The sequence below is a fragment of the Streptomyces sp. CA-288835 genome (assembly GCF_050936385.1).
GTDB lineage: Bacteria > Actinomycetota > Actinomycetes > Streptomycetales > Streptomycetaceae > Streptomyces.
Genome location: NZ_JBNJMW010000001.1, coordinates 4550509 through 4576504, shown reverse-complemented (window position 1 = coordinate 4576504; position 25996 = coordinate 4550509). Strand labels below are relative to the sequence as shown.

Here is a 25996-nt window from a genome sequence, read left to right as displayed (position 1 = left end):
CGTGGCAAGTCGGTCGCGTCACGTCAACTCGCGGGGAGGGTGGGCGGGTTGAAGCCCGCCTCCCAATCCTCAGAAGCAGGGCTCGGAGCTCGACGCTTGAGCTTCGGGCAGAGCCGCTGCGGCTGGCCCCGGTTCAGCCCCGCCGGCCCGTACCCGCCCTGATCGCTTCGGAGTTGCACCGGTGCGTCCAGTCGCCCCGCGCCTCGGTACCGATCGCGGGAAAATGTGACACTCGGGCCCGGGACTGTCACATTCCCGCGACCCACCTACCCCGCTACGGGCTGTCGGCTGCTGAGCCGCACCGGCGTGCAGGCGAGGCACTGACGCGCACCCGTCCACCGGTCGGCCCTCTGCTAGTCGTGCTTGAGGTTTGCGACGAAGGCGGACCAAGCTTCGGTCCGGAACGCGAGCTTCGGGCCGTGGGGGTTCTTGGAGTCGCGTACGGGGACGAGGGCGGGGAAGTCTGGCGAGACTTCGAGGCAGTCGGCGCCACTGCCGCCGCTGTGGCTGGACGAAAGTGCTGTGGCCTGGAGGAGGTTGAACAGCAGAGTGTGGCGGGCGACCGTGGCCGAGTCGTCGTGCAGCTTTCCCGTGTCCGGGCCCTCGACGAAGGAGAGCGGGGGTGCGTCGTCGAACTCCATGAGCTTCAGAGAGCTGTGCATCGATGCGTGCGCCCCGGCGCCGAACGGCAGTATCTGCACGATGATGCGGTGCCTGCGCGCGAGGTCCGCGACGTGACGTAGCACCTCCGCCATCACCGCGCCGCCGCCGACGGCCTGGGGAACCCCAAGAGCGGGGCGGAGCGGAGCGCTAGAGGTTGCCCATCGGCTCGATGTCGATTTTCCGGGGTTCGCCCCAGATGCGTAGGACCTCGTAGTCGGTGAACTCGTGGACCAGGCGGTAGGCCATGCCGGGGTGGGGGCTGCGGCGCTGGGCGGCGAGGAACAGCTCGGCTTCCTGTTTGTCGCGGCGGGGGGTGCCGCAGAGTTGCCAGACCTGGCCCGTCCACATCTCGGGGAGCCAGCGCTGCTGGGGTTGGGGGCGGTCGCCCCGTACGCCGTAACGGGACTTCGTGCGCTCGAGCGTCTCGTCCGGAGCGGTCGTACGGCCCTGGGTGAACGAGTCGTTGACCTTCGAGCGGCGGGCGATTCTGCGGCGGGTCTCGCAGAGCAGGCACAGGTCGGGGGCGTCCTCGTCGACCGGGCCTGTGGGGTGCTCGGCGCAGCGGGTGGTGGGGGCCGCCGTGGTGACCGTTTCCTCCAGGAGGTCCAGGGCCCGCTTCAGGTCTGCTTTGACCTCGTGCAGCTTCGCGTCGGGTGTGTCCGCGCCCAGGGCCTCGCCGTGCTCGCCGAGCAGCCGCAGGGCGCGGCCCAGAGCGGTCAGCTGTGCGTGGTTCATGGTTGGTCGTCCCCTCCCGGGAGCCTTGCTGCCGACGTCCCCAAGAATCACATGCGCCACTGACAGTCCGCCCCGGAAGCCCGGACTCGAGCGGGACTGTCGCCCCCGGGAGCCGGCTCGGGCCGCTGCTCGGCCGCCCCTCGGGTCCTGCTCAGCCGCTCGCCAGGGCCGCCTGCAAAGCCGCCCGGAGGTGACCGTTCGCCTCGGTGAGCAGGCGGGCGGCGGTGGCGGCGTCGACGTCGGCGAGGATGACGAGGATCGCGTTCTTCGTCTCGCCGTCGGCCGCGCTCAGGGCCGCCTCGATCTGGTCGTCCGGCGCCCCCGTGGCCAGCGCGACGATACGGCGCGAACGGGCCCGGAGCTTGTCGTTCGAGGCCCGTACGTCGACCATCAGGTTCCCGTACGTCTTGCCCAGGCGGATCATCGTGATCGTAGACAGCATGTTGAGGACCAGCTTCTGGGCCGTGCCCGCCTTCAGGCGCGTCGAGCCGGTCAGCAGCTCGGGGCCCACGACGACCTCGATGCCGTGGTCGGCCGCCGCCGCGAGCGCGCTGTCCGCGTTGCAGGACAGGCCGATGGTCAGGGCGCCGAGGGCGCGCGCGTGTTCCACCGCGCCGATCGCGTACGGGGTCCGGCCCGAGGCCGAGACACCGACCACCGTGTCGGCGGCGGTGATGCCCAGCGCGTCCAGGTCCTCGGCCGCCAGCTCCTTGGAGTCCTCGGCGCCCTCGATCGAGTTGACCGTGGCGTCCGGGCCGCCCGCGATCAGGCCGACGACCTCGGAGGGGTCCGTGTTGAACGTGGGCGGGCACTCAGACGCGTCGAGCACGCCGAGGCGGCCGGCGGTGCCCGCGCCCGCGTAGACGAGACGTCCACCGCGCGCCATACGGTCCGCGATGGCGTCGATCGCGGCGGCGATCCGCGGGAGCTGCGCGGCGACGGCGGTGGGTACGGTCGCGTCCTCGCCGTTCATGATCTTCGCGATCTCAAGGGTGGGCAACTGATCGATCCGAGCAAGCTCGGGACGAAACGCCTCGGTGGTCAGGGTCTCCAACTCGTCCCGTACGTCACGGAAGGCGGAGGAGGCGTCGGCGGGGGAGGTCATGTGGGGCGGCTCTTTCCGGGGGTGGTTCCGGGGGCTTGTTCGGTGATTCTCTGGGTGGCTGAACGATCCTCCGGGCGGGCTGAGCGCCCCGTAAGGGGCGCGGGGAACTGCGCGATCAGCCACGGCCGGCCTGCGGCCAACACACGGCCTGTGTTACCGCGATCCACGCGGAGCGTGCCTGTGCGCCAGTGCCTCATACGAAGCGGACAGCGCCGGCGCCGCCGTCTCGTACGTCCGCTGCGCCACCCCTATGAACAGGCAGTCCACGACCAGCAGTTGGCTCGTACGGGACGACATGGCGGCCGGCCGCAACTCGCTCTCGCGGGCCGTCGACGTGGTGAGGACGTGGTCGGCGTACTGCGAGACCGGGCCATCCGGTCGGCCGGTGATCGCGACCGTCGTGGCGCCCCGCTCGAAGGCGACCCGTAGCGGCTCGATGACGTCGCCGGTCGAACCGGAGTGCGTGATCGCTATCGCCACGTCCTTGGCGCGCAGCTGCACGGCGTTGGTGACCGCGAGGTGCGGGTCGCTGAACGCATGGGCTATGAGCCCGATCCGCAGGAGCTTCTGGTGGAGATCCTGGGCGACCAGGCCGGAGGCGCCGACGCCATAGACGTCGATACGACCGGCCGCCGCGAGCGCGGAAACGGCCGCACCGAGCTGGACCGTGTCCAGCCCGGCCGCGGTGTCGGCGAGGGTCTGCTGCTCGTCGTACGCCAACTTCGCCACCACGTCCGCGATCGGGTCGTCGACCGCGATGTCAGCCGTGACCGCGGGCGCACGGCCCGACTGCTGATGGGCGGCAAGCCCGGCGAGCGCCAGGCGCAGGTCACGGTAACCGGGGTAGCCGAGCAGCCGGGCGGTCCGGACGACGGTGGCCTCGCTGGTGCCGGTTCGCTCCGCCAGTCCGGTAACCGTGAGAGCCGCACAGCCTGCGGGGTCCCCGGCCACGGTCTCGGCGACCCGCTGCATGGAGCGGGTCATCGACGGGGCGAGCGTACGAACCTTGGCGGCGAGGGCCGCCGGGGCGGGCGGCGCCTCGCCTGCGAAAATTTCCTTCACGTTGGGGGTCACCTTTGAAAGATATTTTCGGCGGACGGGAGGGGTCAAGGGGTGGCTCGGAGGGTTTTCGTCTGCGGCCGCGTGCCTGACGGCCGCGCCGTCCTCACGCCCGCGCTGCCGCTTGGGCCGTAGGCGCACAATGGGCGTATGGAACAGCCCGAACCGCCCGAACAGCCCGCTTTCCCACACCCCATCAGCCCCCTGGAACAGGCGCTGCACGCCGCCCGTGCGCTCGTGATCGCCGATCTCGTCGCGGGCGATGTCGCCGAGGCCGATGTCGTCTCCCTCGTCGAGGCTTCGGTGGTGCAGCGGCGATGGTGGGTGGAGCAGTGGCCGGAGGGGGTGGAGTACGTGGCGGGGCTGGTTGCCCAGGACGTGCAGGACGCGTTGCTCGAGCGGTACGGGCGCTGGCCGCTGTGCCCCGTCTGCGGTGCCGGTGACCCGCACGCCCTCGATGTCGAACCGGAACTCGGGGCCGATCCGCACTGGGTGTGCCACAAGGCGGGCGTGAAGGTCTCGGCGGTGGGCTCGCTCGGCTCGGCGACGGGAGGGCCCGGCGGCGGTCCCGGTGGCTCTGGCGGTTCCGGCGGGGCGTCCTCCTCGTGACGGTCTACATCGATCCGCCCGTCTGGCCGGGCCACGGGCACCTCTGGTCGCATCTGATCAGCGACGTGTCGTTCGACGAACTGCACCTGTTCGCCGCGGAGTTGGGCGTCCCGAGCCGGGCCTTCGAGCGGGATCACTACGACATTCCGTCGCATCGTTACGCGGAGTGCGTGCGCGCCGGAGCGGTAGAGGTCAGCAGCCGCGAGGTGGTGCGGCTGCTCCACGAGTCGGGGCTGCGCAGACCCAAGGGACGTACGCAGCCACGCACGTAGGGCCCCTCAGGTCAGCTCGCCGGCCCGCAACTCGTACACGTACTCGTTCTCCTCCTCGTTCTCCCGCACCCGCGTGAAGCCCACACGGGACACCACGCCCTGGGAAGGGATGTTGGCGCGGTCGACCTTCGCGCACAGCAGCTTCACGTCGTCGCGTGCCAGGGCCCAGGCGGACAGCGCGCGCAGCGCTTCCGTGGCGTAGCCGTTGCCGCGGGCCGGTTCCGACAGGTCGTAGCCGACTTCGGCGCGGCCCTCGTCGTCGGGCGTGCCGTGGAAACCCATGCCGCCGATGGCCAGGCCGTCCGACCTGCGCACCAGGACGAACACGCCCCACTCCGGGCGATGCCTCCCCCTCTCGTACGCCTTCACCACCAGCCCGGAGGACACGTCCGTACCCTCTTGAGGCTTGCCCTCGATCCACTCGAAGCCGCCCGTGCCGCCGATCCGCAGATCGGTGGCGGCAGCGGGCGTGACCCCTTGCAGGGTGAGCCGCTCGGTGGGGATGACCAGGTTGTTCATCCAGCGCCACTCGGTGACCGGCGCGCGGCCGGGCAGCTCGCCGCGGCCGGTGGCCCACAGGAGGGTGCGCCAGTGGTCGGGTCCTGGCTGGACGTGCGGGAAGATCCGGGTGAGTACGTCCTCGCAGAGGTCGGCCGGAGGCTCGTACGCGATGCCCAGTCCCTCGGCGATGTCATGCGTGTGCAGGAGCACCTCGGCGATGCCCATCGCGGCGAAGCCCTCGCGGTTCGCGCTGCGGAAGGGGTACGGGTGGAAGCCCCGCGCCTCGCGCGGTGCGGTGCGGACGGCTGCGGCGAGCAGGGCGCCGGTCGTCTCGATGACCTCCAGCAGGTCGTCGGGGCCCTCGCACAGGGCGCAGTCGATGCGGAACGGTACGTAGCGGTCGGTGGGGCGGCCCGCTATCTGCCCCGCGTACGCGATGAGATCCGACGCGATGTGCTCCGCTGTTCTGCGGCAACTCCAGTCGAGGCGGCCTGCCTTGACGCTCCAGTCCCGCTCGCCGGCCGCTGTCCGCAGCGCCGCCACGGCGCCCGCGACGGCTTTCTGTATCTGATCCCCACCCATGTCTCGCATGGGGGCGACGATAGGTGGTCAGTTCGCGGAACGGGACTGAATAACCGCCTCATCGGTGCCGGACAACCGCCTCGTCGGTGTCGGCGGGTGCGGCTTTGATGACGACTCGGGAAGCCGGACGCCGATGGAGCCGCAGCGAGACGGCGCTCGCTGCCCCCGCCGTGACCGTCATGGCCGCACCGGCCCACGCCGTCGAGGCGTACCCGAACCCCGCGTCGATGACCACGCCGCCCAGCCAGGGACCGCCGGTGTTGCCGAGGTTGAAGGCGGCCGTGGTCGTGGCGCCGGCGAGAGTCGGGGCGGCGCCCGCGACATTGAACATACGGGCGTTCAGCGCGGGAGCCGTATAGAAGGCCGAGACGCCGAGGAGGAAGGAGAGGGCGACGGCGGCGAGCGCGTACTGGCCGAGGAGGGCCAGGGCGATGAGGAGAACGGTCGAGGCCGCGATGCCGGACAGCAGTACCCCGAAGAGGTGCGCGTCCGCGATCCGGCCGCCGATCGTCGTGCCGACGAGCGCGCCGATCCCGAAGAGCGCGAGGACGGTGGGCACCCAGCCTTCCGCCAGGCCCGCCACGTCCGTCAGCAGCGGCGCGAGATAGCTGAACGTGCAGAAGACGCCGCCCGCGGCGAGGGCGACGATCGAGATGGTGAGCCAGGTCTGGTGGTCCCGGTAGATCAGCAGCTCACGCTTGAGCCGGGGCTTCTCGGCCGGGAGGGGAATGGCCGGGATGAGGGTGACGACCCCGACGAGGGCGATCGCGGACGCGGCGGCGACCGCCCAGAAGGCGGAGCGCCAGCCGAGGTGATCACCGAGGAAGGCGCCCGCCGGGACGCCGAGTACGTTCGCGATCGACAGACCGCCGATCATCACGGCGAGCGCGCGGGCACGGGAGTTCGCCGGCACCATCGCGACGGCGACCGCGGCACCGACCGCCCAGAACCCGGCACACGCCAGCGCACTGATCACCCGGGACGCGAACAGCACGGCGTAGTTCGGCGCGAGGGCACCCGCGATCTGGCCAAGGCCGAAGACCGTGATGAGGGTGATCAGGGTCGTACGGCGGGGGAGGCGGATGGTTGCCACGGCGAGGAGGGGCGCGCCGACGACCATCCCGATCGCGAAGGCCGATATCAGCAGGCCCGCACGTGGAATCGACACGCTCATGTCGTCCGCGATGGCCGGCAGGAGGCCGGACAGCATGAACTCGCTGGTGCCCAGGGCGAAGACGGAGAGCCCGAGGATGTAGACGGCGAGGGGCATGCGGGCGGGAGTGCGGGCGGCGGAGGGCATCTTCGTGCACAACCAAGGGGGATGGAGTGGCATTCCCGGATGCGGTCACTGATCCGGATGCGGTCACTGAGCGGTGTCGAGTAGCTCCAGCTCGGCGCCGATGTTGTAGCGCGCCGTCGCCTCCCATTCCTTTGATCCGTACGGCGTGCGGAACAGGTGGGGGAGGGCGAGGAGTTGGCGCAGGACCGTGGCTCGGCCCTCGCGGAAGGCCTCGGAGGGGACGAAGGCGTACTCCTCGCGGATGGCGGCGGTGTAGACGGCGTACGTCTTCGGGGGCGCCGCCAGGATCGCCAGGTCGGCGTCGCAGAGGACCTGGCCGTTGGGGTCGTCGGGGGACGGGTCGTGGGTGACCGTGAGGCGGACCAGGCGGGCGACCTCGGCCGTCTTCTCCGGCGGGACGCCGGCTTCGGTGAGGGCGCGTTCGGCCAGGCGGGCCGAGCGTTCCTCGTTCTCGGAACGGTCGGGGAGGTAGACCGCGTCGTGGAACCACGCGGCGAGGCGGACCAGGTCGGGGTCGTCCGCGTACTGCTCCAGTACGTCGATGTGGTCCAGGACCGCTGTGAGGTGGTCGAGGGTGTGGTAGCGGCGTTGGGGTTCGGACCAGCGGGTCAGGAGGTCGTCGGCGTACGGGGCGGGGTCGGGGGTGGGAGTGGGGGTGCTTGTCGTCGTGCGGGCCCTTTGCAGGGTGTGGAGCCAGCGGGTGCGTAGGGCTTCGGGGTCGGCCATGGGGGCATTGTTCCCCTTCACCGCGTACGCTGAATTGGACTAGACCTGTGTCCGTCCAGGCCGTCTAAGGAAAGAGGGCGTATGAGCAAGCGTGCAGTCCTGGAGGTGATCGCCCTCGATGCCGAGGACGCTGTCGCCGCCCAGGCCGGAGGCGCGGATCGCCTCGAAGTCGTCTCCGACATGGCGGCCGACGGGCTCACTCCGTCGGTCGGGACGTTCGCGGAGATCCGGGCCGCCGTTGATATCTCGCTGCGCGTGATGCTGCGGTTGGGGGACGGGTTCGCCGCCGGGGATATTGGTGAACTGGTGCGCCGCGCACGGGAGTTGCGGGGCGCGGGCGCCGATGAGTTCGTGCTCGGGTTTCTGGACGAGGGCCGTGGTGTGGACGTGGCCGCGGTGGAGCGGATCGTCGCTGAACTGGACGGCTGCCGCTGGACGTTCCACCGTGCGATCGACCGGGCGGCGGATCGCGATGCCCTGCGCAAGCAGCTCGCGGATGTGCCCGGGCTGGACACGTACCTCTCGGCGGGCTCGGCGGCCGGTGTGGACGGCGGGCTCCCCACGCTGCTCGCCGAGGCGGCGCGGCGCGGGGAGCCGGGGTATGAGCAGCGGCTCATGGTGGGCGGAGGGCTTCGGCTCGAGCATCTGCTGCGGCTGCGGGCGGCTGGAGTGGACGCGTTCCATATCGGCGGGGCGGCGCGGCCTGGTGGGTGGGCGCAGCCTGTCTCGGCTGCCGCTGTCCGCGAGTGGCGGGCGGCGCTTAGCGCTCCGCTGGGTGCGGTTTGAATCTGCGGGTGAGTTGTGGCTGGTGGTTCCTTTCCCCAGCCCCGCGGGTTGCCTCCGGCGGTGGTGCGGTTGGGTTTGTTGTCGGCTGCGGCGCCGTTGTGGCTGCTCGCGCCCACGCGGCGGAGCCGCATATGTGACAGCCTCGCGCCCCTGGGGTGGGTGGTGGGTGCGGGGCCGCGTCGGGGGTGTCCGTCCTCGGACCGGCGCGCGTTGCTGTTGGCTGGTAGAGGGTGCCGGTGTTGGCGCGCCGGCCGCTGCGGGCGCACACCCCCGCCCCGTCCCCTTGCCGCCGTGAGCGGCCGCGGGGCCATGGGGGTCCGGGCTCCCCCCCCGGGCGGGCTTTCCGGACCGCGGGCTTGCCCGGGGCTCGGGCGCCTTCCGGGGCGGGGCTTTTTCGGTTCGCTTGCTCGTCGGGGTGCGGCCAGTCGCAGGCATTTCAGGGGCGCGGGGAACTGCGCGACCAGCCCCAACGCACCCGCAGCCGCGACACGCAGTGTCACCCACCACCCCCTGGCGGGGGCTGGGGGCGCAGCCCCCCGTTTCGGGAAGGGGCGGGGCTGGGGAACAGTACGACGGCGCAGAGCTACGGCACCGCATACCAAAGTGGCACCGCCATAGACCATCGGCTGATGACCGGAGGTCCGCCGCTCGCCACACTGAGGGCTGCGCAGCAGGAAAACGGGTGGAGGGCGCATGAGTGTGGATATGCAGAAGGAGCCGGACGCACGGGCGGGCCAGGAGGGGCGGCCCGACGAGCCCACCGTGCTCGCCGAGTCGACCTGGGGCGTCGTGGCCCTCTGCGTCGCAGCCGGAGCCGTGGTCGGCGAGCTGGTCAGGCTGATCGCCGGGTGGTTCGTCACCCTGCGATGGGCGCCGTTCAAGGGCCCGGCGGAGCTGTTGGACTCGGCCCCCGAGCCGTGGGTGACCATCGGCGCGGTGACTTTCGGCGCGCTGCTGGGCCTCTTCGCGGCGCTCATCCTGCTGCACGAGTCGCTGGCCGTCCGCGTCTCCGGCAGCCACGTGGTGCTCACCATCCGCGACGAGTCCGAGGAGTTCACGCGGGACAAGATCCGCCTCGTCTTCCCGGACGGCAAACAACTCGTACTGCTCGGCCACCACAGCGAGGAACTCGCCCGCGAGGACTGCGGCCTGCCCAAGCGACGCCTCGCCGAGGCCTTCACCGAGCACGGCTACCCGTGGGCGGACGCCGACCCGTACGCGGCCGAATTCCGGCGCTGGGTCCCGGACACCCCAGGCCTCCCCGAGGGGGCGAACGCCCTGCTCAAGGCCCGCGAGAAGGCGCTCAAGAAGCAGGACGACGCCGAGGACGCCCGGGAGCTGCGCAAGGAACTGGCACGGCTCGGCGTCGTCGTCCGCGAGAAGGACAAGCGGCAGTACTGGCGACTCCCGTCCCAGTGAAGCCGTTCCAGTGAACTGACCCGTGGATCAGGCCAGTTGGGGCGGCAGCGGCGCCGCATGCGTCACGATCAGCCCCGACACGGCTCGCGTCAGGGCGACGTACAGGCGCCGCAGCCCGGTGCGTTCGTCCGGCTCCGCGTCGACGACGGCCCGGGGCTCGTCCAGGACCACGTAGTCGTACTCCAGGCCCTTGGCGAGCGAGGCCGGCACCAGCGTGAGGCGGGTCTCGTGCGTCGTCTCCTCGCCCGGGCCGAGATACGTGATCCCCGCCGCCGTCAGCGCGTCGGCCAGCGCCGGGATACGAGCATCGGCCGCGATCAGCCCGACCGAGCCCTCCTGCCGCAGCAACTCCCCGCAAGCGCCCACCACTTCGGAGTCGCCCGCAGTCGTACGTACCTCGAAGAAGCCCGGATTCTCACGGACCGACGTCACCGGAGCGAGCCCAGGCGCGATGTGCGGGAGGAGCCGGGACGCGTACGTGATCACGTCCGTCGGGACGCGGAAGCCCGCCGTCAGCTCCTCGACGACGGCGTCCCGCTTGCCCAGGTGCGCCAGGGCCTCGTCCCAACTCCGCGTCGCCCAGGGCGTGGTGCCCTGCGCCAGATCGCCGAGCACGGTCGCCGAACCCGTCGAGCAGCGCCGGCCCACCGCCCGGTACTGCATCGGGGAGAGGTCCTGCGCCTCGTCGAGCACCACATGCCCGAGCGAGTGCGTGCGCTGGACGAGATCCGTCGCCTCGTCGATCAGTACGGCGTCCGCGGCGGACCACTTGGCGGACTTCGTCGACCGTACGGGCCTGGCCCACAGGATGGTCTTCTGCTCGTCCTCGCTGAGGATTCCGTCGGCGTGTACGGCAAGGAAGTCGGCGTCGGAGAGCAGCCGCAGCACGAGCTTCGCGGGGTCGACCGGCGGCCAGATCGCCTTCACCGCCGCCTTCACGGCGGCGTTTCGGGCCACCGCGTCCTGTACGCGGTCGTCCGGGGCCTCGCCCGACCGCTCCATCTGTACGAGCACGGCATGCGCGATGCGCTGCGGGAGGGCCTCGCGGGCGGCGCCGTAGCGGATGTCGCGGTCGAGCAACTCCTGGACGATCTCCTTCAGTTCGTACGCCGGGACGCGCCAGCGTCGTGAGCCGCGGACCACCACGACGGGCTCGGCCGGCATGCTCACATGCGAGCGGACGGCCCGGCGCAGCACCTCGGCCATCCGTGCGTTGCCCTTGATGATCGCGGCCGCCGCCTCGTCCGTGCCCCGCACCTCCACATGCGCGACCAGGTCGTCCACCGTCGCCTGCTTGACCTCCAACTCGCCCAGCGCGGGCAGCACTTGCTCGATGTAGTGGAGGAAGGAGGTGTTCGGGCCGATGACGAGGGTGCCGGTACGGGCGAGCCGATCGCGGTGGGCGTAGAGGAGATACGCGACCCGGTGGAGACCGACGGCCGTCTTCCCGGTGCCCGGACCACCCTGCACACACACCGTGCCGCCCAGACCGGACCGTACGATCTCGTCCTGCTCCGGCTGGATCGTCGCCACGATGTCGCGCATCGGGCCGACGCGCGGGCGCTCGATCTCCTGCTGGAGGAGTCTGCTGGTTGCGGCGGCCTCGTTCGGGTCGGAGAGGTGCTCGTCCTCGTACGCGGTGAGGTCGCCGCCCGTGTATCCGAAGCGGCGGCGCAGCGCGATGTCCATCGGGTCCTTCTTGGAGGCCCGGTAGAAGGGCTGGGACACCGGGGCGCGCCAGTCGATGACCATGGGGTCGCCGTCGGAGTCGTGCACGTGCCGGCGCCCGATGTGCAGTGTTTGATAAGCGGCCTCCGGCCGCGGGCGCTCGCCTTCCGCTCCCTCGGCCTGCTCGGCGCCCGGTTCGTGCAGGTAGTCGAGGCGGCCGAAGAACAGGGGGGTGTGGGCGAGGTCCGCGAGGGCCTTGATGCGCTCGTCGATCTGGTGGGTGAGGGCTTCCTTGTTGACCCAGTTCGCGGTGACGTCCCGGATGTCGAGGGACTCGACGTCCTCGCGCATGGCGCGGAGGGCCGCGCGGGAACGGGCGAGGTGGGCGCGCTCGCGGGAGAGCGGGTCCTGAGGGTCGAGGGGGTCGTCGACGGGCGGGGTGGACACGGCGGCTGCCTCCGGGGCGTGGTCATGCAGCGTGGAGCCTGCTGCGTGGATTCCTGCTACGTGGGTGTGCCTCGTCGCCGTATGTGCCTACGTACGTGTCTGTACGTGTCGTACGGCGGGGCTGGAGCCGGCCGGTTTCCGTCCGGTCGGCGGCACTCCACGAGGGAGGCGGGCAAGAGCGGGGATTTTAGGTCAGGGGCGGATGACGGGGCCAGCGATTTATTGCGCGGCCCCTCCTCCTGGGGTACTCCCTGGCGGGTACTGCCCCTAGTGGGTCCCTAGGGGGACGGGTAGGCCCAGAGGTGTATACGGAGGTCGCGGAGGTTGGACCCGTAGACCGATGTCACCCGGATGGCCGAATCGCATCATGGAAACATGAGTGCAGCGACCTTCACCCCAGCTTCCGGGCCCGCCCGGCACGGTCCGCCTGCCGGTGCGACCGCCCTCGACGACCGTCACCACCGCCATCTCCTCGGCGACGCCCTGCGCGCCGTCAAAGTCTTCGCGACCGCCGCCTTCGATGTGATCGTGCTCGGGGAGTACGGCGAGGAAGCGGGCGTCGTACGCCGCCGACGCTGAGCCGCTCCGCGGGCACTCCCCGCGCTCAGCTCTCCGTCAGCAACTCGTCCGCGTCCACGATCCGGTACGCATACCCCTGCTCCGCCAGGAACCGCTGCCGATGAGCCGCGAAGTCCTGGTCGAGGGTGTCGCGGGCGACCACCGAGTAGAAGTGCGCCTGGTGACCGTCCGCCTTCGGACGCAGCACGCGACCGAGGCGCTGCGCCTCCTCCTGACGGGAGCCGAAGGTCCCCGAGACCTGGATCGCGACCGTCGCCTCCGGCAGATCGATCGAGAAGTTCGCGACCTTCGACACGACCAGCACGCCGATCTCACCCTGCCGGAACGCCTCGAAGAGCTTCTCCCGCTGCGCGTTGCTGGTCTCGCCCTTGATGACCGGCGCGTCCAGATGCTCGCCCAACTCGTCGAGCTGGTCGATGTACTGGCCGATGACCAGCGTCTGCTGCCCCTTGAACCGCCGCACCAGCGCCTCCGTGACCTTCCGCTTGGTCTCGGTGGTCGCGCAGAAGCGGTATTTCTCCTCGGTCTCGGCCGTCGCGTACGCCAGCCGCTCGGCGTCCGTCAGATTCACCCGGACCTCGACACAGTCCGCGGGCGCGATATAGCCCTGCGCCTCGATCTCTTTCCAGGGCGCGTCGAATCGCTTCGGGCCGATGAGCGAGAACACGTCCGACTCGCGCCCGTCCTCCCGTACGAGCGTCGCCGTCAGGCCGAGCCGCCGGCGCGCCTGCAGATCCGCCGTGAACTTGAAGACCGGAGCCGGCAGCAGGTGCACCTCGTCGTAGATGATCAGCCCCCAGTCACGGGAGTCGAACAGCTCCAGATGCGGATAGACGCCCTTCCGCCTCGTCGTCAGCACCTGGTACGTGGCGATGGTGACCGGCCGGATCTCCTTCCGCGTACCGCTGTACTCCCCGATCTCGTCCTCCGTCAGCGACGTACGCCGCACCAGCTCGTGCTTCCACTGCCGGGCGGAGACGGTGTTGGTGACGAGGATGAGGGTGGTGGCTTTCGCCTGGGCCATGGACCCGGCGCCGACCAGCGTCTTCCCGGCCCCACAGGGGAGTACGACAACCCCCGACCCGCCATGCCAGAAGTTCTCCACCGCCTGCTTCTGGTACGGCCGCAGCGCCCAGCCGTCCTCGGCGAGCTCGATCGGATGGGCCTCGCCGTCCACGTATCCGGCAAGGTCCTCGGCCGGCCAGCCCAGCTTCAGCAGCGTCTGCTTGATCTGCCCGCGCTCGGAGGGGTGCACGGCCACGGTGTCCGGGTCGATCCGGGCGCCCACGAGCGGCATGATCCGCTTCGAGCGCAGGATCTCCTCGAGTACGGGCCGGTCGGTGGTCGTCAGCACCAGACCGTGGGCCGGGTGCTTGGACAGGGTCAGCCGCCCGTACCGGTCCATCGTCTCCGCGATGTCGACCAGCAGCGCATGCGGCACCGGATACCGGCTGAACTGCACCAACGCGTCCACGACCTGCTCGGCGTCATGCCCGGCGGCCCGCGCGTTCCACAGCCCCAGCGGCGTCACCCGATACGTGTGGATGTGCTCGGGCGCCCGCTCCAGCTCCGCGAACGGCGCGATGGCCCGACGACAGTCGTCCGCCTGCTCATGATCGACCTCGAGCAGCAGAGTCTTGTCACTCTGGACAATCAGTGGACCATTCACACGAGGACCCTTTCGGTCGGCCAAACGTCCAGTGTGCCTGATCATCGGCGTGTGCGGTCGTGGACCGGTGGGCGCATGCGTCCCCGTGCTCCCTGGCCGCGTCCGGCCGCGGACGTCAGCGGAGCGCGCCGTGTCCCGTCCTATTGGATGTCTTTTCATTCCAATGAGTGGTGGGAATTCTGATTTGCGGCTTCGGTTACGAACAATGGCGGACCGTGCAGGTAACTCGCAGGCGGCCGCTGAGGCCCAACGCATCCCCGCCCACCACGACGCTCGGCTACGCCCTGTTCGCCACCAGATGGCTTCAAGCGCCGTTGTACTTCGGCCTGGTAGCCGCCCAGGCCGTGTACGTCTACAAGTTCTTCAACGAGCTGTGGAGCTTAATCCTCCGGATCCTGAGCGGGCACGCGACCGAGACGTACGTCATGCTCGCCGTGCTCAAGCTCGTCGATGTCGTGATGATCGCCAACCTGCTGATCATGGTGATCATCGGCGGCTACGAGACCTTCGTCTCGCGTATCGGACTCGAGGGCCACCGCGACCAGCCCGAGTGGCTCTCGCACGTCAACGCCAACGTGCTGAAGGTGAAGCTCGCCACCGCCATCGTCGGCATCTCCTCCGTCCACCTGCTCCAGATGTTCGTGGACGTCCACCACACCTCACGCCACTCGCTGATGTGGGGGACGGTGATCCATATGGCGTTCATCCTCTCGGCGGCGATCCTCTGGTACATGTCCGGGGCGGGAGGAGCGGCCGGGGCGGTGGCCGGGCATACGGGGCATGATGCGACGCCCACGGACCCTGCTGGCCAGGACCACGCGGCTGCCCAGGCCCACGCGTCACAGGAGCCTGAGCCGAAGCCCAAGCCGGAGCCGGGGCCCGCGCCTCATCCGATGCCCACGCCCGTCTCGACCCCTGCCGTCCCGGCTTCCGGCGTCTCGGTTCCGACCGTCCTGGTTCCGACGGTCTCGCTTCCGGCTCAGTCGGCTGCCACGTCCCCGTCGGCCGCCCGCCCGGCGGTCCACTCGGCGTTCCCCTCCACCGCCGAGCCTCCCGCGCCGTACGCACGCACTGTGACCAGCCCTCTGGCCAGCTCTATGACCCTCCCCGGGATCGAGACCCGTATCCGGGACGCTGGTTTCCCCTCCCTGAAACTGCTGGAGGACTTCGACGACAGTCACCCCCGTTCCTTCGACCGGGAGACCGTCGCCCGCCTCGGCAAGCTGGACTTCGTCGCCGCCCGCGGGAACGTGGTGTTCGTCGGGCCGCCCGGCACCGGCAAGACGCATCTCGCCGTCGGGCTCGGCGTACGGGCCTGCCAGGCGGGGTACGGGGTGCTGTTCGCGACCGCCGCGGAGTGGGCGTACCGGCTCACCGAGGCGCGGGACAGGGGGCGGCTCGCCGAGGAACTCGCCATCCTCGACTCGTACCCCCTGCTGATCATCGACGAGGTCGGCTACGCCCCCTTCGACGCGGCCACCTCCCACCTGCTCTTCCAACTCGTCGCGCACCGCTACGAGCGGGCCTCGCTGATCGTGACCAGCGACCGTCCCCTCGGCCGCTGGGAGGAGATCTTCGGCGGCGCCGCCCCCGCCCTGGTCGACCGTCTCGCGCACCACGCGGAGATCGTCCGGCTCGACGGGGACAGCTACCGCATGCGGCGGGCTATTTCATCGTGGGCAGACTGAGGTTGTTGATCAGCGGCCCTTCGACGTTGCCGACCTCCGTGACGAGGGACTCGGTCGCGGGGGTCGGCAGGGGCAGGGGCAAGGCGGGCGCGGCCTGGGCCTGAGAGGCGAGGGCGCCGACGAGGGCGACCGCGGCGAGCAGGGTGGTGGTGGCGACAACACGAGAACGCATGACGGGTTTCAGGCCTTTCGGAAACACGGTCGGAAGCTCAGCGGGCAACTCAGGCGGGGACGGGCCGGACTCGGGACACCGAGTCCGGCCCGCGGGGTATGCGGGGTCGGGTCAGATCGGCGGAGTTTCGAGGTACAGCCCGAGGAGATCGATGCCGGCGGCGGCAGCTTGTGTGGCGAAAGCGCCGACCATCACGGCGGAGGCGGTGAGAACGGTGGCGATACGACGGGCAACGAGCATGTACGGACTTCCTTTCTGCCGCACCAGCCCGAACTCCAGCCGGGCGGTGCGCTCTTGATCAGGACAACCCGTGGCTGCCCGCCGACTCACGCCGCGATGCGAAAGGTCTCCGGATGTCCCTCAAGGGAGCGAAGCTCACGGCGTGGCGCGCATGATCCAGCGCATACGCCCGTACGGGTGAGGACTCGCTTGGGGGCCCTGGTGAAGTCCGCCCCGCTGTAGCGCCCCTTCAGGGGCGCGGGGAACTGCGCGACCAGCCCCCACCGGCCCGCAGGTTCAAACTGCGCCGACAGCGGAGCGCCTACGCGCTGTCGCTGTCGTCGGCCAGCTCCGCGACGCCCGTGATCCTGTGCAGCGGATACGTACGGACCTCATCCGCAGTGTGGTCGTACGCCGTAACGAACCCGCCCTCGACGCGAATCGGAGCGATGACGCGCTGGCTGGCGGAACCCTCCGCATTGACGTAGCCGATCCACAGCGGCTCGCCGGTGAGGACCGCGGCCTGCACGGTGGCGAGGGTCTCGGCGGAGGTGGTGCGCGGCAGGGAGCCATTCGGCGCCGGGGCGGCGGCTTTGCGGGGAGCCGTGGACGCCAGGTCGCCCGCGCGGATGGCGCGGATCGCGGCGGTCAGCAGGGTGGCGTCGGGAACCGGCGGGCCGTCGGGTACCGGCTCGGGGGCGGTACGCGGCGGCGTCCGGTGCGCATGGGCGCGCGCGATCAGTACGTCGCCCTCCGCCGACTCGGCGGCGGGCGCGAAGCCCATGGCGCGCAGCCCGTCGAGGAGCGTGGCCGGGTCGGCCTGCGCGGCCAGCACGGTGGGGGCGAGCCTGCGCAGCCGCAGGTCGGCGGAGCGCTTGTCGGCGAGGATCTCGTTCAGCAGGGCGTCGTCGTCGCAGCGGACGTACGCCGACGCGGCGCCGATCCGCAGATGGCCGTGCCTGCGGGCGACATCGTCGATCAGGTACGTGAGGGGCTGCGGCACCGGCGTACTCGAGTGCGCGGCGAGGAAAGCGTGCAGGTCGGAGGCGGATTGACCCGCGTCAAGGGCCCGCCGTACGGACCCCGGCGTGAACCGGTACACCGTCGCCCCGCCCTTCGACTCCACGTCCGCGAGCACCCCGAGCATGTCCGCAAGCGGGCGCTCCAGCGGGCCCGGCGCGACGGCGGTGAGGTCGGCCTGCAGCAGGACGTGGTCGAGGGGTGTGGGCAGGTGGGGGGCGAGGAGGCGGCCGGCGCGGGAGGCGGCCGCGGCGAGTTCGGCTCCCGTGAGGGGCGTCTCGGGCGGCGTCGCGAGCAGGGCCCGGCCGTGCGTGGACAGGGCTCCACGGCCAGTGATCCCGAGCAACTCCGCCTCGGACAGGGCCCATCGGGCGAGCCGCGTACGCAGACCGTCGGGCCCGGTCGGGGACTGGGGGCCGCGCAGGGGGCGTTCCCAGTGGAGGCGGGCGATCAGGGAGTCGGCGGAGGGCGCGGCGCCCTCGGGGAGCGCGGCGAGCAGCGCCAGTACGCGGTGGCGGACCTCGGGCGCGGCGGAGCGGTCGAGGCCCGGGCCCAGCGCCGAGAGCGTACGGTCCTTGGCGTCCCGGCCGCCGACCAGGCCCGGCGTGCGGGTCGCGGTCAGCCAGACGGTGGCGAGTCGCGTCCAGCGCTCGGCAGCGGGCAGCTCCCGCCAGACGTCGTACTCGGGGGTCGCGGCGTAGCGCTCGTCGGTCTCGCCGTCCGAGGCCAACAGTCCTGCCGCATAAGCGAGTTCGACCCAGAAGGCCGCGATCGGCTCCGATACGTCCAGGGCCACCGCGGTGCGCTTGAGGTCCCGTACGCTCAGGCCGCCCGCACGCAGAACCGTCGGGCCGCCCTCGTCCCAGTCTTTGAGCAGCTCCTCGACGGTCGCGAGCGCGGTGTACGCCTGGCTTGCCGCCGCCGCGTCCACAACCTGTGGACGATGCGTGACGCCGGGCTCGACGGCCGGCGGGAGCGGTTCGGTCTTCTGGTGCGCGCGGCCCGCCCTCAGATGCAGGGCGACCTCGCGGGGGAGTACGACCGTGCCGGGCGCCGTCGGCAGCAGCAGTCCGCGGTCGATGAGCCAGCGCAGGCGGGGGGCCGGGTCGGCCGTGACCTGCCCGTACGGCGGGCCCCACACCAGCCGCGACAGCACCTCCAACGACTCGGCCGGGGCTCCGTCGAGCAGGGCCCGCATTCGAGGGCGGTCGGTGAACAGTTCGGTCAGCGACGCCACCGCTGACACCGCGTCATGCGTCGTGGGCAACCCGGCCGCCGCGAGGATCTCCTGGATACGGCCCGGCGACATGCCGGCCGTCGCCTCCGCGACCGTGGGGCCGAGGCCGGTCGGGGACGGGTGCTGCGGCGAGGGGGCGAGCAGTTCGCGGGCCGTACGCACCAGGCGCAGGCGGTCGTCCGCGCCCCACACCAGCGCCTGCTCGCGCAGGGTCGCGAGCGCGCGGGGGAGGGCGGCGGTGACCTCCGGGTCGCGCTCGTCGCCTGCCAGCAGTGCCAGGAGCGTGTCGTACGTTGCCGGGTCCGGGGCCACGGCCAGGGCCTCTGCCGTCTGCAGGGCGAAACGGTCCAGGCGTTCCAGGGCGCGGACCACGGAGGCGCGGGTGCCTGCGCGGGTGGCCAGCTGGGTGAGGTCGGTGGGGACGGGGGTGATGAGGTCGGGGCGGGCCTGGAGGAGCGCGGCGAGGGAGGCGTCGTCGCGGGCCCGCAGTTGCTCGGCGAGTGAGCGAGGCGCTGCGCTGGGCTGGGGCGGTTCCTCGGGGGGCCGGTGGTTGACGCTCATCCTGCCCACGGTAGCGGGTTGCCTCCGGCGGTTGGGCGGGTTGGGTTCGCGGGGGCTGGGCGCCTCCTGACCGCCGGGGTCCGTTGGCGGAGGGTTTCCTTTCCCCAGCCCCGCCCCTTCCCGAAACTTGGGGCTGCGCCCCCAGGCCCCCCGCCGGGGGAGGTGGCGCCTCCGGCGGTTGGGCGGGTTGGGTTCGTGGGGTGGGTGGGGTGCCTATTGGGTGGGTGGGTTCGGTTCGTTGGCGGCTGCGGGTGCGTTGTGGCTGGTCGCGCAGTTCCCCGCGCCCCTAAAAAGCCTGCGGCTGCCCGCGCCCAGACGAGCAAGCGAACCGGAAAAGCCCGCACCGGGAAGAGCAGCGAACCGGAAAGCCCGCGCCACGGAAGGGGGCCGCGCCCCGAACCCGCCCGCGCGGAAAAGCCCGGACCCCCTACTACCCGCGGCTTCCCTCCGGTGGGAGGGGACGTGGGCCGGTGCGTCCTATGCCCGTCGCTTAGCTTCGGTCTGGGCATACCTGCGCCCTGTGGGAGCAAGGGGTCGTATGCCCTGTTGGCGACGGGCTGACGCACCGGACCGCGGCCCCGCACCCACCACGCACCTAGGGGCGCGGGGAACTGCGCGACCAGCCACAACGGCGCCGCAGCCGCCAGACGCACCCCAACGCCCCACCCCCGTAGGCAGCCATCGCGGTACGGTCGTCGAGGGGCTGGGGACGACACCAATACCGCCACCCCCGGAGGGACTTCGTGGGGATTGAGAGCGACAAGCTCGTGTTCGACTACCTGAGCCGGGTCGGCGACCTGGCTCAGAGCCGACATCTGCCGTCAGGAGCCCGCATGCGGCTCGTCACCGAGTTGCGTGGCGAGATCGACCGGCGCCGGGCCAAGGCGGGCGGCGACAGCCCCGCCTCCGTGCGGCGCATCCTCGCGCGCCTCGGCACCCCGGAGGACGTCGTCGCCGCGGCGGGCAGCGAGGCAAGCGAGGGAGGCGAGGGAGGCGTGGGAAGCAGGCGGGAGCCCACTCCCGCCGTCCCCGCTCAGCGCGCTGAAGAAGCCGAAGAGCGCCCCAAGGGACTGCGGCGCGTCGTCCCGCGGCCGCGGTCCGCGGAGCCGTCCGCAGTAAGTGACGTACCGGCGTTTCCCGGTGACGGGCCTTCTCCGCCGCACCTTGCGGGTACGGACGAGCTCGGGTCCGGGGAGCCCGACTGGTGGCGGGTGGACCGGAGTTCGTTCGGGCTGACGGACAGTGTGCCGGGGTTCGTGGGGGGCGTGGAGATCCCGGAACTGCTCAAGCCCCCGCCGACGGACACCGAGGACACCGACGAACCCGCGCAGAAAGTACCCGCCCAGCCCAGGAAGCTGGTCAAGGAACCCGTACCCGTCGAGGTGGCCGAGCCCGCCGAGACGGCCGGTACGACGAAGAAGCGGCGCCGTTTCCTCCCCTCGGCCCGCCCCCGCCCTCGTACCGGAGGAGGCGGCGGCACCCCCAGCCCTCTCCTCCTGCTCGCCGCCGCCCTCCTCGTCGCCGGTGCCTTCATCGGCAACCTCGTCGTCCTCGGCCTCGGCTGGCTCATCGCCTACCTGTCGCGGCGGCTGACCCCGGCCGAGTCGAAGTTCGCGGTGCTGGGCGTACCCGGTCTGGTCGCCGCCGCGGGCATCACCTGGCTGTGGGGACGTACGGAGGGGCGCTGGGGCGACGAGATCGCCAAGGGCCAGATGAGCGACGCGATCGCCGAGACCTGGCCCTGGGTCCTCAAGGCCGCGGCCGTCGCCTCGGCGATCTACCTGGTGTGGCGGGCACAGCGGCAACGGTCGTAGGTGTACGTCGCAGCGGTCGGCTCACGCCCTGGATACGGGCGGACGCATGGCTCGTATGACCGGGCGCATGGCCCGTACAACCTCCTGGGCACAATGGCCCATATGACTTCCCCGGTGCTGACCGTCGGCTTCGACCTCGATATGACCCTCATCGACTCCCGCCCCGGCATCCACGCCTGCTACCTGGCGCTCTCCGAGCGGACGGGGACGTACATCGACGCCGATCTGGCCATCACCCGGCTCGGTCCGCCGCTGGAGGAGGAACTGGTCAACTGGTTCCCGGCCGACCAGGTCGCCGCCATGGCCGACGTCTACCGTGAGATGTACCCCACACACGCCATAACCGGGACGCTCGCGATGGCCGGCGCCCACGAGGCGATCGCGGCCGTGCAGGCCGTGGGCGGGCGCGCGATCGTCGTCACCGCCAAGTACGAACCCAACGCCAAGCTGCACCTCAAGCACCTCGGCATCGCCGCTGACGCCGTCATCGGCAACCTGTGGGCCGAGCGCAAGGCGGAGGCCCTGCGCGAGTACGGGGCGGGTGTCTACGTCGGCGACCACACCGGTGACGTACGCGGTGCGCGGATCGCCGAGGCGCTGTCCGTCGCGGTGGCGACCGGGCCGTGCGACGCGGAGGAACTGCGTACGGCGGGTGCGGATGTCGTACTCACGGACCTGACGGCGTTCCCGGCCTGGCTGGATCAGTACGCGGCGTAGGCCACCTATTGCACGGAGCGCGCCCGGCGCCGCTGTGCCGCCACCGTCCGGAGAACGCCCGCTCCCGCGATCAGGAAGCCCACGCCCATCAGCATGCTCAGGCCGAACATGTACGCCGGGAAGGGCGACTTGCCGAGCAGCAGGGGGGCCACGGTGACCAAAGTGGCCACTGCCCCCACAAAGAAGACGATGCCGCCGGTTCGGACCAGTCGGTCACCGGGTTCGGCGGAATTCGCTTGGGTTTTGTCACGCACTCGACCAGGGTAGTTCCCTGCCCGAAGGAACAATCCGGGGACGTCTTGTCAGCCGCCGCCGGACCATTAGCCTTGGTACCGGCGGGTCGGGCACGACCCGCTGTAATGCTATCCAGAGCAGTTTTCCCGAGTCGTTCATCATTCATCCAGAGCACCATCCGACGAGTACGAGGACGAGGACAGACGTGCCTACCGGCAAGGTCAAGTGGTTCAACAGCGAGAAGGGCTTCGGCTTTCTCTCCCGCGACGACGGCGGCGACGTATTCGTCCATTCCTCGGTACTGCCCGCCGGAGTCGAGGCTCTCAAGCCGGGCCAGCGTGTGGAGTTCGGTGTCGTGGCAGGCCAGCGCGGGGACCAGGCACTCTCGGTGGTCCTCCTGGACCCGACCCCCTCAGTGGCGGCCGCCCAGCGCCGCAAGCCGGACGAACTCGCGTCGATCGTCCAGGACCTGACCACCCTGCTCGAAAACATCACGCCCATGCTCGAAAAGGGCCGCTACCCCGACAAGGCCTCCGGCAAGAAGATCGCGGGCCTGCTGCGGGCGGTGGCGGACCAACTGGACGTGTAGGGCCTTCTTTCTACGGAAAGCGCAGTGCGTCGGCGGCGAGGGGCGGTACGAGTCCCTCCGCCGCCGCTCGCGTGAGCAGGCCCCTGACCGCCGCGTAGCCGTCCTCGCCCAGGTTCGCCGTGAACTCGTTGACGTACAGGCCGATGTGCTGGTCCGCGACCGATGGGTCCATCTCCTGGGCGTGTTCCAGGACGTACGGGCGGGAGGTCTCCGGGTCGTCCCAGGCGGCGCGGACGGACGTACGGATCGAGTCGGCCAGCAGCCGCAGCGCGTCCGCGCCCAGCGACCGCTTCGCGATGATCGCGCCCAGCGGGATCGGCAGCCCGGTGGTGTCCTCCCAGTGCTCGCCCATGTCCGCGAGCTTGTGCAGCCCGTACTTCTGGTACGTGAACCGCGCCTCGTGGATGACGAGCCCCGCGTCGACCCGCCCGTCCCGTACGGCGGGCATGATCTCGTGGAAGGGCATGACCACGATCTCGCCGACGCCCTCCGGGAGCGTGTCGGCCGCCCACAGGCGGAACAGCAGATAGGCCGTCGACCTCTCGCTCGGCACCGCGACCGTGCGGCCGGTGAGGTCCACTCCCTCCTCCGCCGTCAGCACCAGCGGACCGCAGCCCCGGCCCAGCGCGCCCCCGCAGGGCAGCAGGGCGTACTCGTCGAGCACGTACGGCAGCACGGCGTACGACACCTTCAGCACATCCAGCTCGCCGCGCTCGGCCATGCCGTTCGTGATGTCGATGTCCGCGAAGGTCACGTCCAGCGCGGGCGCTCCGGGGATGCGGCCATGGGCCCAGGCGTCGAAGACGAAGGTGTCGTTGGGGCAGGGGGAGTAGGCGATGCGCACAGGCTGCTCAGTGGTCATGTGGCTTCCAACTCTCCAGTACGGGCGGGAGCTTCCCGAACGCCTCCGTGAGCGCCGCGAGCGCGTCGCCGATGCGCCAGGCGGCGCGGTCGCGGGGGCCGACGGGGTTGGACACGGCGCGCAGCTCCAGCACGGGGACACCGTGCGCGGCAGCAGCCTCCGCCACCCCGAATCCCTCCATCGCCTCGGCCAGCGCCCCGGGATGACGGCGCCGCAACTCGGCGGCTCGCTCGGCGCTGCCGGTCACGGTGTTGACGGTGAGGACGGTGCCGGTACGGGCTCCCGTGACGGCCGCGACTTCTCGTACGAGTGATTCCGGCGGCCGGTGGGTGACGGCCCCGAAGCCGAGTTCGGTGACCGGCACGAAGCCGTCCGCGGTCTCGGCGCCGAGGTCCGCGATGGTGATCTCGTCGGCGAGGACGAGGGACCCCAGGGGCGCCTCGGGCTGGAAGCCGCCGGCGATACCGGCCGAGACGACGAGGTCGTACGAGGTCCCGGTGAGCGCGGCGGTAGTGAGCGCGGTCGCGGTCGACGCGGCGGCCGCCGCCGAGCCCACGCCCGCGACGAGCAGGTCGGCGGCGACGGGACCGCTGCCGCTGAACGCCGAAGCCACCGCGTCCCGTTCGGCGGGGACCGCGGTGGCTACGAGGATGTGCATGGGCGGCGGACCGGGCGGCTCAGGCGTCGTCGTTCTCGAGCTTGAAGTTCCACACACCCTGGATGGCGTCACCGGACTGCTGGACGATGCTGACCCTCAGCTCCTTGGGGGCCTGCTGGCCCTGCTGGGGGGCGAAGAGGTCGACGCCCTGGAAGGCGTAGTACGACTTCTTGAGCGGCGCGATGACCTGCTGACCGTCGATCCACAGGGACCAGCCCTCGTCCGCGATGTCCGTGTCCACGCCGATGCGCAGCGTCTCGCCCTGCGGCACCCGGATCGTGTTCTCGGCCTTCTTCTGAGTGCACTTGGTGGCCTCTTCACGGGAGATGGCCTTGCCGTCCTCGTAGCACTCGGCCTCGGTGCTCTTCGTGGTCTTGCCGACCGTGACGGTCGCCATCGGCGTCGGCTTGTCACAGGCGGCCAGGACGAGAAGTCCGGCGGAAACAGCGCCGACGGCAGCGACGGCGCGACGACGGCGAACGTGGCCGTGTCCAGGAGCGGCACTGCCGCGGGGCAGGGAGGTCATGGGGGCAGGCTATCTGGCCTGGGGGGTGTCCCGGCCAACCGGGTCAGGCCACGCGGGCTCGCGGGCGGTCCCCGCGGTGCCGGGCCGCGCTCAGCAGTCCGCGGACCGTGGTGAGCCAGCCGGCGGCGACGATGGCGGTGGCCATCGCCATGCCGAGGGTGCCGTTGAGGGGCAGGGCGATACCGATCGCGCCGCCGACCACCCAGGACATCTGCAGCAGCGTTTCCGAGCGCGCGAAGGCCGATGTACGGACCAGCTCGGGCACGTCGCGCTGGATCAGGGCGTCCAGCGACAGCTTGGACAGGGCCTGCGCGAAGCCGGCGAAAGCGGCCAGTATGGCCACCAGGATCACCCCGAAGAACACCGCCGTCGTGATCGCGACCCCCAGTACCGCCGCGATCACCGTCACGATGATCAGCTCCGGAGCCCGTGATCTCAGCGCCGCTCCGACCGCCGTGCCCAGCGCGTTGCCTGCCCCCGCCGCGACGCCCACTATGCCCAGCGAGACCGCCGCGCTCACGCCCGCCAGGGGATGCTCGCGGAGCAGAAACGCGAGGAAGAAGATCAGGAACCCGGACAGTCCGCGCAAGGCCGCGTTCGCCGCGAGCGCGTGGGTGACGGCGGGTCCGACCGTACGCAGCCCGGGGCGCTGTGGCGGCTTCAGGTGCGGCCCGTGCAGATGCTGCTCGTCCGCCGCCAGCAGCGCCTTGTCCTCGCCCTTCGCCGAGTCGACCTTGGACGGCAGCGTGAACGACAGGAACGTACCCGCCACGAAGATCACGAACGCCCCGTACAGCGGATAGCGCGGCCCCAGCGCCTGAAGCCCCGCCCCGATCGGCGCCGCCACACCCGTGGCGAGCAGGCCGCCGAGCGTGACCCGGGAGTTCGCCTTCACCAGCGAGAAGTTGGGCGGCAGCAGCCGTGGCACGACCGCGCTTCTGACCACGCCGTACGCCTTCGACGCCACCAGGACGCCGAGGGCGGCCGGATACAGCTCGATGCTGCCTGTGACGACGGCGCCCGAGAGCAGCAGGGCCATGAACGCGCGCGCCATGAACGCGCCCGCCATCGCGGCGCGCCGGCCGTGCGGGAGGCGGTCCAGAAGGGGGCCGATGACCGGGGCGAGCAGCGTGAACGGAGCCATCGTGATCGCGAGGTACAGGGCCACTCGGCCACGGGCCTCGTCCGTCGGGACCGAGAAGAAGACCGTCGAGGCGAGCGCGACCGTGATCATCATGTCTCCGGCGCCGTTCACCCCGTGCAGCTCGATCAGCTTGCCGAGCCCGGATTCGCCCGCTCCATGTGCATGCGTCGCTTTACGGATACCCCGCGCCGTCCCCGTGAACGGCAGATGCAGGGCACGCCCGACGGAACGGAGGGCCCCGCGCACCGGGCCAGCTCCGCTCATCCGACCACTTCCCTCGGCGCCGCCTCCGCCGAATCCGGCGGCACCTTGGGACGACCTCGCGGTTGCCACTCCGCAATAGTGCCCCTTGTTGGGGGGAGATAGTGCCTTACCCGCGCGTATGAGGGTCGAGTGGTCCGGCGGGTCCGTGTAAAGGGCTGCGGACTCGGTGTG

The 25996-nt window shown here is 71.1% G+C and carries 25 protein-coding genes and 1 pseudogene; 9 read left to right on the top strand and 17 right to left on the bottom strand.

Annotation, left to right across the window (positions count from 1 at the left end; all coding sequences use genetic code 11):
- Positions 1 to 353 precede the first annotated feature (353 nt).
- From ACQEVY_RS20445 to ACQEVY_RS20430, 4 genes and pseudogenes are all read right to left on the bottom strand, one after another.
- Positions 354 to 767 (bottom strand): annotated as a pseudogene (locus ACQEVY_RS20445) (Scr1 family TA system antitoxin-like transcriptional regulator); the annotation flags it as partial.
- Between the two features lie 43 nt (positions 768 to 810).
- A complete protein-coding gene (locus tag ACQEVY_RS20440) occupies positions 811 to 1398 on the bottom strand; it encodes a hypothetical protein (protein ID WP_432950535.1) in 588 nt (195 codons plus the stop codon).
- 151 nt (positions 1399 to 1549) lie between these two features.
- Positions 1550 to 2503 carry an N-acetylmuramic acid 6-phosphate etherase gene (gene murQ / locus ACQEVY_RS20435; RefSeq protein ID WP_432950533.1) on the bottom strand — a complete coding sequence of 318 codons (954 nt, stop codon included), beginning with the start codon at positions 2501 to 2503 and terminating at the stop codon, positions 1550 to 1552.
- A 153-nt stretch (positions 2504 to 2656) separates the two neighbouring features.
- Positions 2657 to 3577: a MurR/RpiR family transcriptional regulator gene (locus ACQEVY_RS20430; protein WP_432950531.1), complete on the bottom strand. Its 921-nt coding sequence runs from the start codon at positions 3575 to 3577 to the stop codon at positions 2657 to 2659.
- 135 nt (positions 3578 to 3712) lie between these two features.
- Here ACQEVY_RS20430 and ACQEVY_RS20425 point away from each other — a divergent pair, with 135 nt between their 5' ends.
- On the top strand, positions 3713 to 4171 hold the full coding sequence (locus ACQEVY_RS20425) for a hypothetical protein (RefSeq protein WP_432950529.1): 459 nt from the start codon (positions 3713 to 3715) through the stop codon (positions 4169 to 4171).
- On the top strand, positions 4168 to 4443 hold the full coding sequence (locus ACQEVY_RS20420) for a DUF4031 domain-containing protein (protein ID WP_432950527.1): 276 nt from the start codon (positions 4168 to 4170) through the stop codon (positions 4441 to 4443). The genes ACQEVY_RS20425 and ACQEVY_RS20420 overlap by 4 nt, the downstream gene beginning before the upstream one ends.
- A gap of 6 nt (positions 4444 to 4449) precedes the next feature.
- Here the strand turns inward: ACQEVY_RS20420 and ACQEVY_RS20415 are convergent, their stop codons facing one another.
- From ACQEVY_RS20415 to ACQEVY_RS20405, 3 genes are all read right to left on the bottom strand, one after another.
- Positions 4450 to 5535: a GNAT family N-acetyltransferase gene (locus tag ACQEVY_RS20415; protein WP_432950525.1), complete on the bottom strand. Its 1086-nt coding sequence runs from the start codon at positions 5533 to 5535 to the stop codon at positions 4450 to 4452.
- Positions 5536 to 5584: 49 nt separating this feature from the next.
- Positions 5585 to 6796: a Cmx/CmrA family chloramphenicol efflux MFS transporter gene (locus ACQEVY_RS20410; RefSeq protein WP_432955315.1), complete on the bottom strand. Its 1212-nt coding sequence runs from the start codon at positions 6794 to 6796 to the stop codon at positions 5585 to 5587.
- Positions 6797 to 6889: 93 nt separating this feature from the next.
- On the bottom strand, positions 6890 to 7552 hold the full coding sequence (locus ACQEVY_RS20405) for an HD domain-containing protein (RefSeq protein ID WP_432950523.1): 663 nt from the start codon (positions 7550 to 7552) through the stop codon (positions 6890 to 6892).
- An 81-nt stretch (positions 7553 to 7633) separates the two neighbouring features.
- Here ACQEVY_RS20405 and ACQEVY_RS20400 point away from each other — a divergent pair, with 81 nt between their 5' ends.
- Together ACQEVY_RS20400 and ACQEVY_RS20395 are read left to right on the top strand one after the other, a co-directional pair.
- Positions 7634 to 8338, top strand: a complete 705-nt coding sequence (locus tag ACQEVY_RS20400; protein WP_432950521.1) for a copper homeostasis protein CutC — start codon at positions 7634 to 7636, stop codon at positions 8336 to 8338.
- 693 nt (positions 8339 to 9031) lie between these two features.
- Positions 9032 to 9757: a YqeB family protein gene (locus ACQEVY_RS20395; RefSeq protein WP_432950519.1), complete on the top strand. Its 726-nt coding sequence runs from the start codon at positions 9032 to 9034 to the stop codon at positions 9755 to 9757.
- Between the two features lie 27 nt (positions 9758 to 9784).
- On the opposite strand, the gene ACQEVY_RS20390 is transcribed toward ACQEVY_RS20395, so the two are convergent.
- The gene (locus ACQEVY_RS20390; protein WP_432950517.1) at positions 9785 to 11872 is read right to left on the bottom strand and encodes a HelD family protein; all 2088 of its coding nucleotides are present in this window, start codon (positions 11870 to 11872) and stop codon (positions 9785 to 9787) included.
- 375 nt (positions 11873 to 12247) lie between these two features.
- On the opposite strand from ACQEVY_RS20390, the gene ACQEVY_RS20385 reads away from it, so the two are divergent.
- On the top strand, positions 12248 to 12451 hold the full coding sequence (locus ACQEVY_RS20385) for a hypothetical protein (protein WP_432950515.1): 204 nt from the start codon (positions 12248 to 12250) through the stop codon (positions 12449 to 12451).
- 25 nt (positions 12452 to 12476) lie between these two features.
- Here the strand turns inward: ACQEVY_RS20385 and ACQEVY_RS20380 are convergent, their stop codons facing one another.
- Positions 12477 to 14120: a DNA repair helicase XPB gene (locus ACQEVY_RS20380; RefSeq protein WP_328769729.1), complete on the bottom strand. Its 1644-nt coding sequence runs from the start codon at positions 14118 to 14120 to the stop codon at positions 12477 to 12479.
- 215 nt (positions 14121 to 14335) lie between these two features.
- Between ACQEVY_RS20380 and istB the strand changes: the two genes are divergently transcribed.
- Positions 14336 to 15808 carry an IS21-like element helper ATPase IstB gene (istB, locus tag ACQEVY_RS20375; protein WP_432950513.1) on the top strand — a complete coding sequence of 491 codons (1473 nt, stop codon included), beginning with the start codon at positions 14336 to 14338 and terminating at the stop codon, positions 15806 to 15808.
- On the opposite strand, the gene ACQEVY_RS20370 is transcribed toward istB, so the two are convergent.
- The 3 genes from ACQEVY_RS20370 to ACQEVY_RS20360 all read right to left on the bottom strand — a co-directional run bounded on the left by ACQEVY_RS20370 (position 15786) and on the right by ACQEVY_RS20360 (position 19017).
- Positions 15786 to 15980 carry a hypothetical protein gene (locus ACQEVY_RS20370; RefSeq protein ID WP_432950512.1) on the bottom strand — a complete coding sequence of 65 codons (195 nt, stop codon included), beginning with the start codon at positions 15978 to 15980 and terminating at the stop codon, positions 15786 to 15788. The genes istB and ACQEVY_RS20370 overlap by 23 nt on opposite strands.
- A gap of 111 nt (positions 15981 to 16091) precedes the next feature.
- Positions 16092 to 16220 carry a hypothetical protein gene (locus ACQEVY_RS20365; protein WP_432950510.1) on the bottom strand — a complete coding sequence of 43 codons (129 nt, stop codon included), beginning with the start codon at positions 16218 to 16220 and terminating at the stop codon, positions 16092 to 16094.
- A gap of 301 nt (positions 16221 to 16521) precedes the next feature.
- Entirely contained in the window at positions 16522 to 19017 is a 2496-nt protein-coding gene (locus ACQEVY_RS20360) for a helicase C-terminal domain-containing protein (protein WP_432950507.1), read from the bottom strand.
- Positions 19018 to 19760: 743 nt separating this feature from the next.
- Here ACQEVY_RS20360 and ACQEVY_RS20355 point away from each other — a divergent pair.
- Entirely contained in the window at positions 19761 to 20831 is a 1071-nt protein-coding gene (locus ACQEVY_RS20355) for an HAAS signaling domain-containing protein (RefSeq protein ID WP_432950505.1), read from the top strand.
- 93 nt (positions 20832 to 20924) lie between these two features.
- A complete protein-coding gene (locus ACQEVY_RS20350) occupies positions 20925 to 21548 on the top strand; it encodes an HAD family hydrolase (RefSeq protein WP_432950503.1) in 624 nt (207 codons plus the stop codon).
- A 5-nt stretch (positions 21549 to 21553) separates the two neighbouring features.
- On the opposite strand, the gene ACQEVY_RS20345 is transcribed toward ACQEVY_RS20350, so the two are convergent.
- Positions 21554 to 21802, bottom strand: coding sequence for a hypothetical protein (locus ACQEVY_RS20345; protein ID WP_328769722.1), 249 nt, complete (start codon positions 21800 to 21802; stop codon positions 21554 to 21556).
- Between the two features lie 185 nt (positions 21803 to 21987).
- Here ACQEVY_RS20345 and ACQEVY_RS20340 point away from each other — a divergent pair, with 185 nt between their 5' ends.
- The gene (locus ACQEVY_RS20340) at positions 21988 to 22371 is read left to right on the top strand and encodes a cold-shock protein (RefSeq protein WP_432950501.1); all 384 of its coding nucleotides are present in this window, start codon (positions 21988 to 21990) and stop codon (positions 22369 to 22371) included.
- A 10-nt stretch (positions 22372 to 22381) separates the two neighbouring features.
- Here ACQEVY_RS20340 and ACQEVY_RS20335 read toward each other — a convergent pair whose 3' ends face one another.
- The 4 genes from ACQEVY_RS20335 to ACQEVY_RS20320 are packed head-to-tail and all read right to left on the bottom strand — an operon-like array spanning position 22382 to position 25894.
- Positions 22382 to 23233: a 1,4-dihydroxy-6-naphthoate synthase gene (locus ACQEVY_RS20335; RefSeq protein WP_432950500.1), complete on the bottom strand. Its 852-nt coding sequence runs from the start codon at positions 23231 to 23233 to the stop codon at positions 22382 to 22384.
- Positions 23223 to 23891, bottom strand: a complete 669-nt coding sequence (locus ACQEVY_RS20330) for a futalosine hydrolase (protein ID WP_432950498.1) — start codon at positions 23889 to 23891, stop codon at positions 23223 to 23225. The genes ACQEVY_RS20335 and ACQEVY_RS20330 overlap by 11 nt, the downstream gene beginning before the upstream one ends.
- Positions 23892 to 23910: 19 nt before the next feature.
- Positions 23911 to 24417 (bottom strand): hypothetical protein, encoded by a 507-nt coding sequence (locus ACQEVY_RS20325; RefSeq protein WP_432950496.1) that lies wholly within the window; start codon positions 24415 to 24417, stop codon positions 23911 to 23913.
- A 43-nt stretch (positions 24418 to 24460) separates the two neighbouring features.
- Positions 24461 to 25894, bottom strand: coding sequence for an MFS transporter (locus tag ACQEVY_RS20320; protein WP_432950494.1), 1434 nt, complete (start codon positions 25892 to 25894; stop codon positions 24461 to 24463).
- Positions 25895 to 25996 lie beyond the last annotated feature (102 nt).